We start from the raw sequence: 17,339 nt of genomic DNA on the forward strand, positions 1-17,339 counted from the left end.
ATGATTGCGGCGCACGTTGGTGCAATCGAGTATAAGGGGCATGTGCGAGAACTCACCGTGGACGAATACGTCACGCAGAAGCGGCACAGGGTCGTTGCGCGCCGCTGGCTACTGCGGCCGACCGATGCGGCACACACAGGATGGCGCGTCGCACCGCGGCTTCCTGCCACCTGATGCCATATGCGCCCGCCATCGGCACGGACCGCGCCCAAGCGCTAAAATCCGCCGCCTGAGCATCCACGACGAGCAAGCGTTTTGACTGCGTTCGAGCAGGGTTTCATCCTTACCCGCCACTGGCGGGACACCGCGACCGGTATCGAGATCGAGTTCTGGCTGGCAACCGAGCACGGTCCGCGCCGCGTGCGGTTGCGCCCGCAGGAAGCCGTCGCGTTCATCCCGGCCGAACAGCAGGCGCTCGCCGAACGCACACTGGCCGGCGAGCGCGATGCGGAACTGCGCCCGCTCGCGCTGCGCGATTTCAGCCAGCGCCCGGTCGTCGGTCTCTATTGCCGGCGCTATCGCCACCTGTCCGGGCTCCAGAAGCGCCTCGCGGCGGCCGGCGTCGACGTCTACGAAGCCGACGTGCAGCCGCCCGACCGCTACGCGATGGAGCGCTTCATCACGGCATGCGTGCAGTTTCGCGGCCAGCCCGGCAACGATGACACGCTGACCGGCGGCGAGCTGAAGCCCGCGACCGGCTACCGCCCGGCGCTGCGCTGCGTGTCGCTCGACATCGAAACCAGCGTCCACGGCGAACTGTATTCGATCGCGCTCGAAGGCTGCGGGCAACGACAGGTCTACATGCTCGGCCCGCCGAACGGGGACGAAAGCGGCGACGCGGGCGCCGTCGACTTCCGCCTCGACTACTGCGACAGCCGGCCCGCGATGCTCGCGCGGCTGAACGACTGGTTCGACGAACACGATCCCGATGCGGTGATCGGCTGGAACCTCGTGCAGTTCGACCTGCGCATCCTGCATGCGCACGCGGAGCAATACGGCGTGCCGCTGAAGCTCGGGCGCGGCGGCAGCGTGCTCGACTGGCGCGCGCACGGCCAGCAGCCCGACCACTTCTTCGCGGGCGCGGCCGGCCGCCTGATCCTCGACGGCATCGACATGCTGAAATCCGCAACATGGACGTTCCCGTCGTTCAGCCTCGAATATGTGTCGCAAGCGCTGCTCGGCGAAGGCAAGTCGATCGACAATCCGTACCAGCGGATGGACGAAATCCAGCGCCGCTTCGACCACGACAAGCCGGCGCTCGCGCGCTACAACCTGAAGGACTGCGAGCTCGTCACGCGCATCTTCGACAAGGCCGACCTGCTGTCCTTCGCGCTCGAACGCGCGAGCGTCACCGGGCTCGCCGCCGATCGCACCGGCGGCTCGGTCGCGGCGTTCACGCACCTGTACCTGCCGCGCATGCACCGGCTCGGCTATGTCGCGCCGAACCTCGGCGACGTGACGGGACAAAACAGCCCCGGCGGCTTCGTGATGGATTCGCGCCCCGGCCTGTACGACTCGGTGCTCGTGTTCGACTACAAGAGCCTCTATCCGTCGATCATCCGCACGTTCCTGATCGATCCGGTCGGCTTGATCGAAGGGCTCGCGAATCCCGGCGACGACACATCGGTGCCCGGCTTTCTCGGCGCGCGCTTCTCGCGCACCGCACATTGCCTGCCCGATATCGTGCGGCGCGTGTGGGAAGGCCGCGATGACGCGAAGCGCCAGCGCAACGCGCCGCTGTCGCAGGCGCTGAAGATCATCATGAATTCGTTCTACGGCGTGCTCGGCTCGACGGGATGCCGCTTCTTCGACCCGCGCCTCGCGTCGTCGATCACGATGCGCGGCCACGAGATCATGCACCGCACGCGCGAGCTGATCGAAGCTCAGGGTTACGAAGTGATTTACGGCGATACCGATTCGACGTTCGTGTGGCTCGGTCGCGCGCACGACGACGACGAAGCGGGACACAAGGGCCGCGCGCTCGTCGAGCATGTGAACCGCTGGTGGCACGCGCACCTGCGCGACCACTTCGGGCTCGAAAGCGCACTGGAGCTGCAGTACGAGCGGCATTACCGCCGGTTCCTGATGCCGACCGTGCGCGGTGCGGAAGAAGGCAGCAAGAAGCGCTACGCGGGCCTCGCGGCGACGGCCGACGGCGGCGAGGACCTCGTCTTCAAGGGGCTCGAAACGGTGCGCACCGACTGGACGCCGCTCGCGCAGCAGTTCCAGCGCGAGCTGTACCGGCGCGTGTTCCGGCGCGAGCCGTACCAGGACTTCATCCGCGATTACGTGCAGCGCACGCTCGCCGGCGAATTCGACGACCAGCTCGTCTATCGCAAGCGCGTACGCCGGCCGCTGCGCGAGTACGAGCGCAACGTGCCGCCGCATGTGCGTGCTGCGCGGATCGCCGACGAGTTCAACCAGGCGCACGGCAGGCCGCTGCAGTACCAGCGCGGCGGCTGGATCAGCTACGTGATGACGACGGCCGGCCCCGAGCCGCTCGAAACGATGCGCTCGCCGATCGACTACGCGTTCTACCTGAGCCGCCAGTTGCAGCCCGTCGCCGATGCGATTCTGCCGTTCCTGCGCGACGATTTCGAACGCGTCGTCTCCGGGCAGGGGCAGTTGTTCGGCGATTGATGCAACGGCGCTGCGCACGCCACCGCAACCTCTCCTCCGCCTGACGTCGATCTTCGTCGTGTTGCGCACGCACGTTCACTCTGACTCATCCTGCAACACAGCTGGTCAGGAATCGCCATTTATCCGGCCAGTCCGGGTTCCTAAACTTGTCTCGTCGGTTCAGCGAAGCGAATTCGTGCCGAACCGCAACGAAATCATCTGAGGAAACCGTGAAATCCGTCATCGTCACCATCGCCGCCGTCGCCGCTACCGCCACCGCCCTTCTCGCCGCACCGGCCGCGTCGTACGCGCAGTCGTCGCACTCGACGCTCACGCGCGCGCAAGTGCGCCAGGAACTGCTCGACCTCGAATCGGTCGGCTACGAGCCGGTTGCCGGCGACGGCGACAACTATCCGGGCGACATCGTCGCCGCGCAGGAACGCCTGGCCGCCAAGCGCCTCGCCGAACGCAAGAGCGCGGAAGCCGCCTACGGGGCGAACGGCGCACCGGGCACGGATTCGGGCACGCCGGCGGTCGCGACAATGAAGCGGTAACGCGCTGCCGGTCGTTTCGGGGGCGCGCTCGTCCGGCTAAAATACCGGCCTGCCGCGCCTCCTGCCGCGGCCGGAGGACATCAATCATGACCGCACGTCGCGGAGCCGCGGTCGTCATCGCGCCCAGCCACGAGACAGCCAGCCTGTCGAAAGCCCAGAAGACGTTCAATACGCTCGTCGAGCAAATCGAAAAACGGCGCGAACGTCTCGGTGCGTGGGAAGCCGTCATGCCGGTCTTCCAGAAAAAATTCGTCGACGGGCTGTTGCCGCTCGAACAGGCGTCGACGGCGTTGCGGATCCGGTTGCTCAATCTGCTCGACGACGCGTTCCTGCAGAAGGGTTTGAGCAAGGCCGAGCAGCGCACGCTGTCCGCGCTGATCGCCGATATGGCGCGCGACCTGCTCGACATCAGCGACGACGCGCAGTTGAAAGTCATCTACAACCGGCACTCCGCATCCGACGACGACGACCGCGCAGCGACCGATCGCGCACCGACGAAGCAAGCATCAGAGTCGACACCCGCCGCTGAACCGGCAGACGATCTCGACACGCTGTCACCCGACGAACTCGCCAAGCGCATGCAAGCCGAACTGGACGAACAGTTCAAGCGCGACATGGCCGCCCACGAGGCCCGCGAGGCACAGCGCGCGAAGCGCAAGAAAGCGCCCCGGCAATCGGCCGCGCAGGCCCGACGCGAAGCCGAGCAGACCGAATCGAGCAAGTCGATCCGCGAGGTCTATCGCAAGCTCGCGAGCGCGCTGCACCCCGATCGCGAAACCGATCCCCGGGAACAGGAACGCAAGACCGTGCTGATGCAGCGGGTCAACCACGCTTATGCGAAGGGCAATCTCCTGCAACTGCTGGAGCTGCAACTGGAGATCGAACAGATCGACCGGCGCGCGATCGCCGGCCTCGGCGAAGATCGGCTGACGCGCTACAACGGCATCCTGGAGGAACAGATCCGCGAACTGGATCAGGAGATCCTGCACGTCGAGACCGGTTTCCGGCGGACGTATGGAATCGCGCCGTCCGTCAAGCTGGCGCCCGATACCGTCGTCCGCATGCTCGCGCGCGACATTGCCGGCATGCAGCGCAGCAACCACGACCTGACCGTGGCGCTGCGCGAGTTCGACGATCCGGAAAAGGTCAAGGACTGGCTGAAAGACATGAAGCGCCGGCAGGCATCCTCCCGCGTCGACGACGATCCGTTTTAAGCGCACACGCGCTCTGCCCGCAGAACGTCGAGCGTCACCGCACCTCGCCCATCCCGCCCATCAGCGTCATCAACTGTTCGCGCAGCCACCGGCTGCCCTGGTCCTGATCGGCGCTGCGATGCCAGTAGCAGAAGTATTCGAGACCCGGCATCTCGAACGGCAGTTCGAGGATGCGCGCCGGATAGCGCTGCAGCAGCCGCAGCGGCGCCGTGAGCGCGAGATCGCCGCGCATCGCGATCAGCGGCGCGACCATGTAGTGCTGCACGCGCATCTGGATGTTGCGGCGCAGCCCGAGACGCGTCAATTCCGCGTCGACGTGCCCGCTGCCCTTGCGGCGGCTCGACACGTGGATGTGCCCCATCGACAGGTAGTCGTCCATGGTCAGCGTGTCGCCCTTGAATGGGTGGTCGTCGCGGATCATGCACGCGTAGCGGTCGCGCACGAGCAGCGCCTGGTGCAGATGCGGATCGCCGATCAGCGGCGCGTCGATCGCGATGTCGACGGAGCCGTTCGCGAGCGCCGTGGCCACTTCGCGGCGGTCCATCGTGTAGCTGCGCACGTGCATGCCGGGCGCTTCCCGCTGCAGCAGTTCGCCGAGTGCGGGCAGCAGCAGCGCTTCGGTCAGGTCGCTCATGCTGAGCCGGAACACGCGCGCCGACGATGCGGGATCGAACACGTCGCCTTCGTGCGCGCTCGAGTCGAGCAGTTGCAGCGCCTCGCGCACGCGGCCGACGATGTTCTCGGCCATCGGCGTCGGCATCATCCCGGCCGGCGTGCTGACGAACAGCGGATCGTTCAGCGTCTTGCGCAGCCGCGCCAGCGCGTTGCTGACGGCCGGCTGCGTGAGGTTCAGCACCTCGGCCGCCCGCGTCAGGTTGCGCTTGTTGTAGATCGCCTCGAATACGACGAACAGGTTCAGATCAATCTTCGAAAGGCGCATCGCCGGATCTCCTTGCCGGCATCTTAAGGCGTGCGCCATTCGTTCGTCCACGCCGGCCCCGCGAGCGGCACCAGGTGCGTTGCGCATCCCGGCGCGCCGCTCAACCGCGCGGTGGCGGCGTCAGGTAAGGCGCCGTCGAGCCCGGCACGCCGTCCTTGATCTCCATCCGCGCGATCGCCTGCAGGTGCACCTCGTCCGGGCCGTCGGCGAAGCGCAGCGCGCGGCCCCAGGTCCACAGGTCGGCGAGCGGCGTATCGGGGCTCAACCCCGCCGCGCCGAACACCTGCATCGCGCGGTCGCAGACGTCCGTATACACGGTCGGCACGAGCGCCTTGATCATCGAGATCTCCTTGCGCGCGGCCTTCGCGCCGACCTTGTCGATCATCCACGCGGCCTTCAGCACCAGCAGGCGCGCCTGGTCGATCTCGATGCGCGAGCGCGCGATCCATTCGCCGACCGTGCCGTGCCGATTCAGCGGCTTGCCGAACGCGACGCGCGACTGTGCGCGGTCGACCATCAGTTCCAGCGCGAGTTCGGCCGCGCCGATCGAGCGCATGCAGTGATGGATGCGACCCGGCCCGAGGCGTGCCTGCGCGAGCGCGAAGCCGCTGCCTTCCTCGCCGAGCAGGTTGCGCGCCGGCACGCGCACGTTGTCGAACGTGATCTCGCAGTGCCCTTCCGGCGCATGGTGATTGACCACCGTGATGTTGCGCACGATCGTCACGCCCGGCGTGTCGCGCGGCACGAGGATCATGCTCTGCTGCTGGTGCGACTCGGCGCCGGGATCGGTCTTGCCCATCACGATGAAGATCTTGCAGTTCGGATGCGCGGCGTTCGTGATGAACCACTTGCGGCCGTTGATCACGTACTCGTCGCCCGCGCGCTCGATGCGCGTCGTGATGTTCGTCGCATCCGACGACGCCACGTCGGGCTCCGTCATCGCGAACGCCGAGCGGATCTCGCCGCGCAGCAGCGGCAGCAGCCACTGTTCGCGCTGCTCGGGCGTCGCGAACATGTGCAGCAGCTCCATGTTGCCCGTGTCCGGCGCATTGCAGTTGAACACCTCCGACGCCCAGCTCACGCGCCCCATGATCTCGGCGAGAGGCGCGTATTCGAGGTTCGTCAGGCCCGTGCCGGGCTCGTCGCCCTTCAGGTGCGGCAGGAACAGGTTCCACAGCCCTTCCGCCTTCGCGCGTTCCTTCAGCTCCTCCATGAACGACACGGGATACTGGCCCGCATGCACTTCCTCGTTCCACTGACGGATGCGCGGCACGATGTGCGCATCCATGAACGCGCGCACGCGTTCGCGCAGTTCTTCCACTTTCGGGGTGTAGCCAAAGTCCATGATCGACTCCTCGAGATTCCTTGTTCGGTTCGGTCAGAAGGCCGAGACACCACCGTCGACGGCGACGGCCTGCCCGGTCAGAAAAGTGTTTTCCTTCGCGCACAGCGTCAGCATCGTCGCGACGATTTCGTCGGGCCGGCCGAGCCGCTTCATCGGCGAGCCCTGCGCGAGAAAATCCTGGCGGTCACCGATATCGCTGTCGGTGACCATCGGCGTCGTGCTGTAGAACGGGCACACCGCGTTCACGCGAATGCCGTGGCGCGCGTATTCGAGCGCAGCCGTCTTCGTGAGCCCGACCACCGCATGCTTCGACGCCGCGTATGCGGCCAGCTTCGGCGCGCCGCCGAGCCCGGCCATCGACGCGACGTTCAGGATCACGCCTTCGCGCTGCGCGAGCATCTGGCGGATCTGGTGCTTCATCCCGAAGAACACGCCCTTCGCGTTCACCGCGAAGCTCAGGTCGAGATCGGCTTCGTCGGTGTCGATCAGCGCCTTCATCGGCGGTGCGATGCCCGCGTTGTTGATGCCGACGTCGAGCCGCCCGAAGCGCGCGGCGGCCTCATGCACCAGCGCCGCGACGTCCGCTTCGACACGCACGTCGCAGCGCTGCGCGATCACGTCGGCGCCGGCCGCGCGCAGCGGCGCGGCCACGCGTTCGAGCGCTTCGCCGTTCAGGTCGCCGAGCGCCAGTCGCGCGCCCATCGCGGCCAGCTCGCTCGCGAGCAACGCGCCGAAGCCGCTCGCGGCGCCGGTGATCATCACGGTCTGTCCGGCGTAGCTGTCGATTTTCATCGCGCGCTCAGATCGTCAGGCCGCCGTCGACGATGATGCATTCGCCGTTCGTGTAGCTCGCCGCGTCCGACACGAGATACAGCACGGTGCCGGCCATCTCGCGCGGCTCCGCGTGGCGGCGCAGCGGGATCTTCGCCTTCCAGGTCTCGTAGATGTCCTTGTCGGCGAACAGCGCGCCCGCGAACTTCGTCTTCGTCAGGCCCGGCAGCAGCGCGTTCACGCGGATGCCGAACGGCCCGCACTCCTTCGCGAACGCCTTCGTCATGTTGACGACCGCCGCCTTCGTGATCGAGTAGATGCCCTGCCGGTCGCCCGGCTGCAGCGCGTTCACCGACGCCGTGTTGACGATCGCGCCGCCGCCGTTCTCCTTCATCAGCTTGCCGGCCTCGACCGACATGAAGAAGTAGCCGCGGATGTTCACGTCGACCGTCTTCTCGTACGCGGCGAGGTCGGTATCGAGGATGTGCCCGAAATACGGGTTCGCGGCCGCGTTGTTCACGAGGATGTCGAGGCGGCCGTGCTTGCCGCGGATATGCTCGAACGTCGCGGCGATGTCTTCCAGCCGCCCGACGTGGCACGCCAGCGCCTCGGCGCGGCCGCCCGCCGCGACGATCGCGTCGGCCACGGCCTGGCAGTCGTCGAACTTGCGGCTCGACACGATCACGTGTGCGCCCTGCTCTGCAAGCAGCTTCGCGATTTCCTCGCCGATGCCGCGGCTCGCGCCCGTCACCAGCGCGATCTTGCCGGTCAGGTCGAACAGATTCGTTGCCATGTCGTTGTGCTCCTCCATTGATGGTTTGTCGTGTCGCCGTTCTGCGATCCCGGCGATGCCGGCGATTTCAGCGATGCGCGTCGATCACGCTCACGGCCAGTTCGGCGAGCCGGCCGGCCATTGCGCCGACGCGCAGCGCTTGCTCGCTCGACGCGTTGCCCTGCAGCGCGCGCGCCTTCACGCCCTGCGCGATCGCCGCGAGGCGGAAGAAACTGAACGCGAGGTAGAAATGCCAGTCGCGGATCGGCTCGATCCCGCGCAGTTCGCAATAGCGCGCGACGATCGCCGCCTCATCCGGTACGCCGAGCTCGGCGCGATCCAGGCCCGCGATCCCGCGCACCTGCCCGCCGGACGGCAGCCGCAGGCACATGCAGAAATATGCGAGATCGGCGAGCGGGTTGCCGAGCGTCGACAGTTCCCAGTCGAGCACGGCCTGCACGCGATAGCCGTCGCGCGCGAACATCAGGTTGTCGATCCGGAAATCGCCGTGCACCAGCGCCGGCCGGCCCGTGTCCTCGGGGCACGCCTTCGGCAGCCAGTCGATCAGCGTCTCCATCGCGTCGAGGCGCTCGGTTTCGGCCGCGCGATACTGCTTCGTCCACACGCCGATCTGGCGCTCGAAGTAATTGCCGGGGCGGCCGTAGTCGGCAAGGCCCACCGCTTCGACATCGACGTCGTGCAAGGCGGCCATCGTCCGCAGCAGCGCGTCGTAGCACGCCGCGCGATCGGCCTTCGGCAGCTCCGGCAGCGCGGGATCCCAGAAGATCCGGCCGTCCTCGAAGCTCATCACGTAGAACATGCTGCCGATCACGTCGCGGTCGACGCAGAGGTGATACGGACGCGCGACCGGCACCGCGGTGCCCGACAGCGCGGTCAGCACGCGGAATTCGCGGTCGACCGCATGCGCGGATTTCAGCAGTTCGCCCGGCGGCTGGCGGCGCAGCACGTAGCGGCCGCTCTTCGCGTGAAGCAGGAAAGTCGGATTCGACTGGCCGCCGGCAAACTTCTCCGTGTCGACCGGGCCTTCGAAGCCCGGCACGTGCGCTTCCAGATAGCGCGTGAGGCGGGCCACATCGAGTTGCTGGGAAGGGTTCGTCATCGTCGCGATCGTTCGTGAATGCGTGAGTGAGTAGGTACTTCGGCTTCGGTCAGCCGTAGGTCCGGAACGCGTGCCGTTCCGGGTCTTCCAGGTGCGGGATGCCGTTGAACGACGCGAGGTGGAACGCATCGGCGTTGAAGAAGAACTGCGACAGGCTGCTGTTGCGGATCTGCAGGTTCAGCGCGATCGCGCTCGGCGGCGGCGCCGCGAGCACCTGCTGCACGGTGACCGCGATCGGGCCGCCGGAGCTCACGGCGAGCACGCGCTGGCCGCCTGCGTGACGGATCGCGTCGCGCGCAGCAGCGACGCGCTGCTGGAAATGGGCCCAGGTTTCGGGGGCCGAACCCCCCAGCTTGTCGTCCGACCACAAGTGCAGCACCTGCCGGAGCGCGCGGAAGTGCCCCTTCATCGAGCCGGCGGCGAGCCGCGCGATCTCCGGATAGTCGCTGGCCGCGGCCGCGAACAGCCCGTGAAAGTCGTATTCGTTCAGGCCCGGATGGCGGTCGTACGACACGCCTTCGCGCCCCATCCCGCGCAGGATCGCGTCGACCGTCTGCGCGTGGCGGTTCAGCGTGCCGCAGATCACGCGATCGAACGCGAGGCCCTGACGCGCGAAGTATTCGCCGAGCCACACGCCCTGCTGCTCGCCGGCCGCGGAAAGCCGGTCGTAGTCGTCGGTGCCGAACGACGCCTGCCCATGCCGTACCAGAAAGAGTTCAGCCATCGCATGCCCGCCAGATCAGAAGGATTCAGCATAGGGGGCGGCCATGCATTTTTGAAATTTATTTTTTGAATTGGCCGGTATTCATTTCATGAATTCAATCGCCCACCCATCGGGCTCGTTTACCGGCCCCCGTCCGGCGGCACGGGAATTGCGGCGCCAACCGCCGTCAAGTCGACCATATTCCAGGAGGGATGCGATGCTCGGTACGATCCTTATCGTCATACTGATTTTGTTGCTCATCGGAGCATTTCCTACATGGCCGCACAGCCGAAGCTGGGGCTACTGGCCGTCGAGCACCGTCGGGCTGATTGTCGTCATCGTCGTCGTGCTGGTGCTGTTGGGTCAAATCTGAGGCCCGGAGGTGCCGGTCGTGCTGCCGGGCAGCCTGTTCCGGCGGGATGCGGCGACATATTCAGTATCACGGATTGTCTGGCATTCCCTGCCTGCGGCTTCAGCCCCTCCGACGGGGGCTGAAGCCTCGGCCGATCATGTGGAACGCGTGGTGTTTCCCTCGACGGCGGCCTGCAGCGATCGATCCGCCGCGGGCGTCACCAGTACGATCTTGCCGATATGACGACCCGAATCCATCAGTTCGTGCGCGGCACGCGCATCGCGAAGATCGAATAGCCGGTAGACCTGCGGCTTGACGGCCCCTTGCCGGATCAGCGGCCACACGGCCTCTTCGAGCTCGCGAATGATCTGCGCCTTCTCCGCGTAGGTGCGCGAGCGCAGCGTCGAGCCGATGTGCGTGAGCCGCTTCGCCAGCATCGGAAACAGGTCGAGCTCCTTCGCGGGGCCTTTGATCACGCCGATCTGCACGATGCGGCCGTTTATCGCGGCCGCCGCGAAATTGCGCGCGACATAGTCGCCGGCAATGATGTCGACGATCACGTCGACGCCCTTGCCGCCCGTGAAGCGCGCGACCTCCTCGACGAAATCCTCGCTGCGGTAGTCGATCGCGAGATCCGCGCCAAGCCGCATGCTCGCGTCGCGCTGCGGGTCCGAACCGACGGTCGTGATGATCGTCGACGCGCCGAACGCCTTCGCCAGCATCGTCGCCGTCGTGCCGATCCCCGACGCGCCGCCGTGGATCAGCACGCTCTCGCCGGCTTCGAACTGCCCGCGCTGAAACAGGTTCAGCCGGACCGTCATGAAGGTCTCCGGCAGCGCCGCCGCGCCGACCTTTGCCGTCACGTTCCCCACCGGCTGCCTGCCGTGCGCGCCGAGTTCCTGCCGATACAGGATCGCCGCGTCGGAGCCTCGATCGGGCTGCAACGCATGCTTCAGGTTATCAAATGATCCAAAAGATTCATTAGACAGCGTCCGAGCCGGCGCGCGATGCTGGCCCCGCCAATCAGCGCGGCATCCACGCCATGCCGTGCACGACAACGGAGCGAGACACATGCCTAACGATCACCGTCAACGGCGCCACACGCTGTGGCTGCTGTGCGCGCTGTCATTCATCCTCTACGTCGACCGCGTGAACCTCGCGACCGCGGCCGGCGCGATCAAGGCCGAACTCGGGTTGTCGAACACCGAACTCGGTATCGCGTTCTCCGCGTTCGCATATTCGTATGCAATCTGCCAGATCGGCGGCGGCTGGATCGCGGACCGGTTCGGCGCCCGCATCACGCTGATCGGCTGCGGACTGATCTGGGTCGTCTCGACCTTCACGACCGGGCTCGTGCACAGTCTCGCGCTGCTGTTCGCCGCGCGCCTGCTGCTCGGCATCGGCGAAGGCGCGACGCTGCCTGCCCAGGCCCGCGCGATCACGCACTGGTTCCCGCGCGAGCGGCGCGGCGTCGTGCAGGGCTTCACGCATTCGTTCTCGCGGCTCGGCAACGCGGTCACACCACCGATCGTCGCCGCGCTGATGACGTGGCTGTCGTGGCGCGCCGCGTTCTTCGTGATCGGCGCGGTGACGCTGGTGTGGCTCGCGTGGTGGACCGTCGGCTTCCGCGAGCACCCGCTCGGCGGCGACGATGGCAACGCGCGCGGCGCCGCCCGCCTCGTCACGCCGTCCGGCCCGACGCCGTGGGGGCCGCTGTTCCGCCGGATGGCGCCGACCATCTTCGTCTACTTCTGCTACGGCTGGACCGCGTGGCTGTTCTTCACGTGGCTACCGACGTTCTTCCTGAACGGCCAGGGCCTGAACCTGAAATCGACCGCGCTGTTCGCGTCCGGCGTGTTCTTCGCGGGCGTGGTCGGCGACACGCTCGGCGGCTGGCTCTGCGACCGGATCTACCGTAAGACCGGCAACCTCGCGCTGTCGCGCCAGAGCGTGATCGTCACGAGCTTCGCCGGCGCGCTCGTCTGCCTGCTGCCGCTCGCGTTCGTGCATTCCACGGCCGGCATTGCACTGTGCCTGTCGGGGTCGTTCCTGTGCCTCGAACTGACGATCGGGCCGATCTGGGCCGTGCCGAGCGACATCGCGCCGACCCACGCCGGCATCGCGAGCGGAATGATGAACGCGGGTTCCGCGATCGCGGGGATTCTGTCGCCGATCCTGTTCGGTTATCTCGTCGATCGCACCGGCAGCTGGACGGTGCCGTTCATCGGCTCGGTCGCGATGCTGCTGATCGGCATCGTCGCCGCGCTGCGGATTCGTCCGGACCGTACGCTGTCAGAATCGATGCCGTCGCTCGTCGACGCGCCCGCCGCGCCGTCGGCACGCTGAAGCGGTTCGCCGCAGCTTCGCCTGCGTCACCCGTACAGCCCTCTCGCCCGTATCGCACAGGTCGCCATCACGCATCGCCACGTTCCGCGATGCGTGACCGGCGCGGCCGGCAAACCGTCAAGCGCCGTCGTCGTCCTCGGCGCCCTCCCGGTGAAACAGCGCGAGAAACTGCTGCGCGGGAATGCTCAGCGGCCGGTCGCGCCGCACGAGGCTGCCGTACGACGGCAGCTTCTGCTCGAGCTCGTAATCGAGGATCGCGACGAGCCCGTGCTCCGCGTTGCGCTGCGCGACGGTCAGCGGAATCACGCCGAGCATATGAGACCGGTCGACGAGGTTCATCGTGGTCAGGATCGAGCCCGTTTCGACCAGCCCGCGCGGCATCGGCTGGTGGCGCGCGCGGAACTCGCGCTCGACGACCTCGCGCGCCGGACTGCCGGCCGGCTGCAGGATCCACGTGTAATCGAGCAGCGCGTCGAATTCGACCGGCCCGGCGCCCGCGAGCGGATGGTCGCGGCCCGCGATGATCGCGAGCGCCTCGTCGTCGACCACGCGGAAGTCGCAATCGGTCCCGACGTTACGCCCGATCACCACCTCGAGCACGCCTTCGCGAAGCTGCGGCATCAGCCGGTCGCTCGTGTCCACCGCGATGTCGATCGCGAGCAGCGGGTAACGCGCCTTCAACTGCACCAACGCCTCGGTGAGCCGCCCCGGCGACGCCGCCATGATGCTGCCGATCGCCAGCCGCCCCGCGCTGCCGAGCTGCAGCTCGGCGAGCTCGCGGTTCAGCGCCTCCATGCTGCCGCGGATTCCACGGAAATAGCCGAGCACGCGCGCGCCGGCAGGATTCAGCACCAGCCCGCGCCCGATGCGATCGAACAGCCGCTGGCCGAGCGCGCTCTCGAGTTCGGCCAGCATCTTCGTCGCGGCCGGCTGCGTGAGGCCCATCTGCTCGGCCGCCGCGCGCAGCGTCGAGCATTCGTCCACGGCAAGCAACAGCGCGATCTGCCGCATGCGCAGCCGGTTCAGCAATTGGGGAGTCGAGTCTCGTCGATCGATCGAGCCCATTTCGATTACTCCAGGTTATCGATTCATCAAGAGTTTTCAATTTACCGACTCATTCCGTCTACCTAGCATGAACCCCATACACGAACGGCCACGCGCCGCCACCGGAGACGCAGCATGAACACGAAACCGACCGCCGTCCGACGCGCGGCCCGCCACGGAGACGCCGCATGACGACCGCCGCCCCCCTGCCCGTCGTCGCGCTGACGCTCGGCGACCCCGCCGGCATCGGCGCCGAACTGATCGCAAAACTGCTCGCGCGCCCCGACGCGACGGCGCACGCGAATCTCGTGCTGATCGGCGATCGCTGGCTGTGGGAAGCCGGCCAGCGCGTCGCCGGCGTGCAGATCGACGTCGAACCCGTCGCATCGCTCGCCGCGGTCCGCGGCCGGCCGTCCGCCGCGCGCGCCGCGTTCGTCGAAGTCGATACGATCGCCCCCGCACAGGTCACCGTCGGCCAGCCCGGCGCGGCCGGCGGGCGCTCGACGCTCACCGTGCTCGATCAATGCCTGGAGGCCGCGCTCGCCGGCGACATCGACGCGATCTGCTTCGCGCCGCTGAACAAGTACGCGATGAAGCTCGGCGGGCTGAAGCACGACGACGAATTGCACCACTTCGCCGAAGCGCTCGGCGTGACCGGCTATTTCTGCGAATTCAACACGCTCGGCGAACTGTGGACCGCGCGCATCTCGTCGCATATCCCGCTGAAGGACGCGGCAGGCTGCCTGAGCATCGAGCGGATCGAACAGGCATCCGAACTGATCTACCGGTCGCTGCTCGCGAACGGCGTCGCCGCGCCGAAGGTCGCGATCGCCGCGTTCAACCCGCACGGCGGCGACGGCGGCAGCTGCGGCCGCGAGGAAGTCGACATCATCGAGCCTGCGGTGCGCAAGCTGCAGTCGCGCGACTGGCCGACCGACGCGCCGTTCCACGGCCCGTTCCCCGCCGACACGATCTTCCTGAAGGCGCAGGCCGGCGACTATCAGGCGATCGTCACGATGTACCACGACCAGGGGCAGATCGCGATCAAGCTGCTCGGCTTCTCGCGCGGCGTGACCGTGCAGGGCGGGCTGCCCGTGCCGATCACGACGCCCGCGCACGGCACCGCGTACGACATCGCGGGCCGCGGCACGGCCGACGTCGGCGCGACCTGGCAGGCGCTGCAGATCGCGTGCCGGATGGGCGCCGCGCGCCGCACCCCCGCTGTTCCGGCGTGACGGCCGCGCCGGCCGCCCGCCTTTCACACAAGACAACATCGATTCTCGGAGACACCATCATGAAAATCCGGTCCGTGCGCGCACGCGTATTCCAGTGGAAGGGCAAGACCGTCCCGCCGCAGGGCAACTTCTGCTCGAACGCGATGGACCTGCTGTATGCGCCGCAGGAAACGATGAGCACGTTCCGCTTCCATTCGTGGACGGTCGTCGAAGTCGAGACCGACGACGGCATCGTCGGCCTCGGCAACGTCGCGCTCGCGCCACACGTCGCGAAGGTCATCATCGACCAGTACCTCGCGCCGCTCGTGATCGGCCAGGATCCGTGGGACTACGAATACCTGAACCAGCGGATGTATCGCGCCACCCACGCGTGGGGCCGCAAGGGCATCGGCATGGCGGCGATCTCGGCGGTCGACATCGCGATCTGGGACATCCTCGGCAAGAGCGTCGGCAAGCCGGTGTTCAAGCTGCTCGGCGGCCGCACCAAGGAAAAGATCCCCTGCTACTACTCGAAGCTCTACCGCACCGACCTGAAGGCGATGCAGGACGAGGCGCAGCGCTATCTGAAGGAAGGCTTCCGCGCGTTCAAGATGCGCTTCGGCTACGGGCCGGCGCACGGGCAGCAGGGGGTGGTCGAGAACCTGAAGTCGGTCGCGGCGATCCGCGAGGTGATCGGCTACGACAACGACCTGATGCTCGAGTGCTACATGGGCTGGAATCTCGAGTACGCGAAGCGCATCCTGCCGAAGCTCGAGAAATACCAGCCGCGCTGGCTCGAGGAGCCGGTGATCGCCGACGATATCGACGGCTACGCGGAGCTGAACCAGCTCACACGCATTCCGATCTCCGGCGGCGAGCACGAGTTCTCGCTGTACGGCTTCAAGCAGTTGCTCGACCGCAAGGCCGTGTCGGTCGTCCAGTACGACACGAACCGCGTCGGCGGGATCACGATGGCGCACAAGATCAACGCGCTGTGCGAGGCGTACAGCGTGCCGGTGATCCCGCATGCGGGCCAGATGCATAACTATCACCTGACGATGAGCACGCTCGCGTCGCCGATGAGCGAGTACTTCCCGATGTTCGACGTCGAGGTCGGCAACGAGCTGTTCTATTACATCTTCGACGGCGAGCCGGTGGCCGAAAACGGTTTCCTGCAACTGCGCGACGACGTGCCGGGCCTCGGCCTCACGCTGAAGACCGAATTCCTCGACCAGTTCGACATCGTCGAGTGAGGCCGACCATGAACGCACGCTACCAGGGCGTCTTTCCGGTCGCGCCGACGATCTTCGACACGCACGGCGCGCTCGATCTCAACGGCCAGCGCCGCTGCATCGACTTCATGATCGATGCCGGTTCGCAGGGCCTCTGCATCCACGCGAACTACTCCGAGCAGTTCGCGCTCGGCGACGACGAACGCGAACTGATCACGCGCACCACGCTCGAGCACGTCGCGGGCCGCGTGCCGGTGATCGTCACGACGTCGCACTTCAGCGCGCGGATCTGCGCGGAACGCAACCGGCACGCGCAGGCGCTGGGGGCGGCGATGGTGATGGTGATGCCGCCGTACCACGGCGCGACGTTTCGCGTGCCGGAGGCATCGATCCGCGCGTTCTTCCACGAGGTAAGCGACGGCCTCGACATCCCGCTGATGATCCAGGACGCGCCCGCAAGCGGCGTTGCGCTGTCCGCGTCGTTCCTCGCGACGCTCGCGCGCGAGATCGATGCCGTGTCGTACTTCAAGATCGAGACGGCCGGCACCGCGTCGAAGCTGCGCGAGCTGATCGCGCTCGGCGGCGACGCGATCGAGGGGCCGTGGGACGGCGAGGAAGGCATCACGCTGCTCGCCGATCTCGACGCCGGCGCGACCGGCGCGATGACGGGCGGCGGTTATCCGGACGGGATTCGCCGGATCGCCGACGCGTATTTCGCCGGGCGCCGCGACGAAGCGTGCGAGCAGTACGCGCGCTGGCTGCCGCTGATCAACTACGAGAACCGCCAGTCGGGCTTTCTGACCGCGAAGGCGCTGATGCTGGAAGGCGGTGTGATCGCGTGCGACCGGCCGCGCGCGCCGTGGCCGGAATTGCATCCGCAGGTGCGGGCCGGGCTGCTCGACGTCGCGCGCCGGCTCGACCCGCTCGTGCTGCGCTGGGGGCATTAAACGTTCGGGCGCATGCGGTGTGCGCTTCACGGCTCCGCCCGCGGGTCGCACGCCGCGCGGCCGGACAGACGTTCGCGCCGATGGGGAATGCGTGCATGCGTTGCGCATCGGCGGTTACCCCCGTGCGGATTCGTCACGGCATGACAGCGGTCCATCGGAAGATCGC

15 protein-coding genes and 1 pseudogene are annotated in these 17,339 nt (G+C 67.2%); 8 read left to right on the forward strand and 8 right to left on the reverse strand.

The window, feature by feature from the left end:
- Nucleotides 1–255 precede the first annotated feature (255 nt).
- From BT264_RS08985 to BT264_RS08995, 3 genes are all read left to right on the forward strand, one after another.
- Nucleotides 256–2,640, forward strand: coding sequence for a DNA polymerase II (locus BT264_RS08985; RefSeq protein ID WP_072438074.1), 2,385 nt, complete (start codon nt 256–258; stop codon nt 2,638–2,640).
- A 209-nt stretch (nt 2,641–2,849) separates the two neighbouring features.
- Entirely contained in the window at nt 2,850–3,173 is a 324-nt protein-coding gene (locus BT264_RS08990; RefSeq protein WP_072438072.1) for a DUF4148 domain-containing protein, read from the forward strand.
- 86 nt (nt 3,174–3,259) lie between these two features.
- Nucleotides 3,260–4,387: a J domain-containing protein gene (locus BT264_RS08995; protein ID WP_072438070.1), complete on the forward strand. Its 1,128-nt coding sequence runs from the start codon at nt 3,260–3,262 to the stop codon at nt 4,385–4,387.
- Between the two features lie 34 nt (nt 4,388–4,421).
- On the opposite strand, the gene BT264_RS09000 is transcribed toward BT264_RS08995, so the two are convergent.
- The 6 genes from BT264_RS09000 to BT264_RS09025 all read right to left on the reverse strand — a co-directional run bounded on the left by BT264_RS09000 (nt 4,422) and on the right by BT264_RS09025 (nt 10,059).
- The gene (locus tag BT264_RS09000; RefSeq protein ID WP_072438068.1) at nt 4,422–5,327 is read right to left on the reverse strand and encodes a LysR family transcriptional regulator; all 906 of its coding nucleotides are present in this window, start codon (nt 5,325–5,327) and stop codon (nt 4,422–4,424) included.
- Between the two features lie 100 nt (nt 5,328–5,427).
- On the reverse strand, nt 5,428–6,672 hold the full coding sequence (locus BT264_RS09005; protein ID WP_072438066.1) for an acyl-CoA dehydrogenase family protein: 1,245 nt from the start codon (nt 6,670–6,672) through the stop codon (nt 5,428–5,430).
- A 33-nt stretch (nt 6,673–6,705) separates the two neighbouring features.
- A complete protein-coding gene (locus BT264_RS09010) occupies nt 6,706–7,464 on the reverse strand; it encodes an SDR family NAD(P)-dependent oxidoreductase (RefSeq protein ID WP_072438064.1) in 759 nt (252 codons plus the stop codon).
- Nucleotides 7,465–7,471: 7 nt separating this feature from the next.
- Nucleotides 7,472–8,236: an SDR family oxidoreductase gene (locus BT264_RS09015; protein ID WP_072438501.1), complete on the reverse strand. Its 765-nt coding sequence runs from the start codon at nt 8,234–8,236 to the stop codon at nt 7,472–7,474.
- Nucleotides 8,237–8,303: 67 nt separating this feature from the next.
- Complete coding sequence (locus tag BT264_RS09020; protein ID WP_072438062.1) at nt 8,304–9,335, reverse strand: phosphotransferase; 1,032 nt, start codon at nt 9,333–9,335, stop codon at nt 8,304–8,306.
- Nucleotides 9,336–9,384: 49 nt separating this feature from the next.
- Complete coding sequence (locus tag BT264_RS09025; RefSeq protein WP_072438060.1) at nt 9,385–10,059, reverse strand: histidine phosphatase family protein; 675 nt, start codon at nt 10,057–10,059, stop codon at nt 9,385–9,387.
- A 196-nt stretch (nt 10,060–10,255) separates the two neighbouring features.
- Here BT264_RS09025 and BT264_RS09030 point away from each other — a divergent pair, with 196 nt between their 5' ends.
- Complete coding sequence (locus BT264_RS09030) at nt 10,256–10,411, forward strand: DUF3309 family protein (protein ID WP_072438058.1); 156 nt, start codon at nt 10,256–10,258, stop codon at nt 10,409–10,411.
- 134 nt (nt 10,412–10,545) lie between these two features.
- Here the strand turns inward: BT264_RS09030 and BT264_RS09035 are convergent.
- Nucleotides 10,546–11,235, reverse strand: a pseudogene (locus tag BT264_RS09035) (zinc-binding dehydrogenase); the annotation flags it as partial.
- A gap of 226 nt (nt 11,236–11,461) precedes the next feature.
- Here BT264_RS09035 and BT264_RS09040 point away from each other — a divergent pair.
- A complete protein-coding gene (locus BT264_RS09040; RefSeq protein WP_072438056.1) occupies nt 11,462–12,736 on the forward strand; it encodes an MFS transporter in 1,275 nt (424 codons plus the stop codon).
- Nucleotides 12,737–12,853: 117 nt separating this feature from the next.
- Here BT264_RS09040 and BT264_RS09045 read toward each other — a convergent pair whose 3' ends face one another.
- Entirely contained in the window at nt 12,854–13,801 is a 948-nt protein-coding gene (locus BT264_RS09045) for a LysR family transcriptional regulator (protein ID WP_072438054.1), read from the reverse strand.
- A gap of 167 nt (nt 13,802–13,968) precedes the next feature.
- On the opposite strand from BT264_RS09045, the gene BT264_RS09050 reads away from it, so the two are divergent.
- The 3 genes from BT264_RS09050 to BT264_RS09060 are packed head-to-tail and all read left to right on the forward strand — an operon-like array spanning nt 13,969 to nt 17,173.
- Nucleotides 13,969–15,015 (forward strand): 4-hydroxythreonine-4-phosphate dehydrogenase PdxA, encoded by a 1,047-nt coding sequence (locus BT264_RS09050; protein ID WP_072438052.1) that lies wholly within the window; start codon nt 13,969–13,971, stop codon nt 15,013–15,015.
- Nucleotides 15,016–15,074: 59 nt separating this feature from the next.
- A complete protein-coding gene (locus tag BT264_RS09055; RefSeq protein WP_072438050.1) occupies nt 15,075–16,247 on the forward strand; it encodes an L-rhamnonate dehydratase in 1,173 nt (390 codons plus the stop codon).
- Between the two features lie 8 nt (nt 16,248–16,255).
- Entirely contained in the window at nt 16,256–17,173 is a 918-nt protein-coding gene (locus BT264_RS09060) for a dihydrodipicolinate synthase family protein (RefSeq protein WP_072438048.1), read from the forward strand.
- Nucleotides 17,174–17,339: the final 166 nt, after the last annotated feature.

This window comes from Burkholderia sp. NFPP32 (assembly GCF_900119325.1).
Classification (GTDB): domain Bacteria; phylum Pseudomonadota; class Gammaproteobacteria; order Burkholderiales; family Burkholderiaceae; genus Burkholderia; species Burkholderia pyrrocinia_C.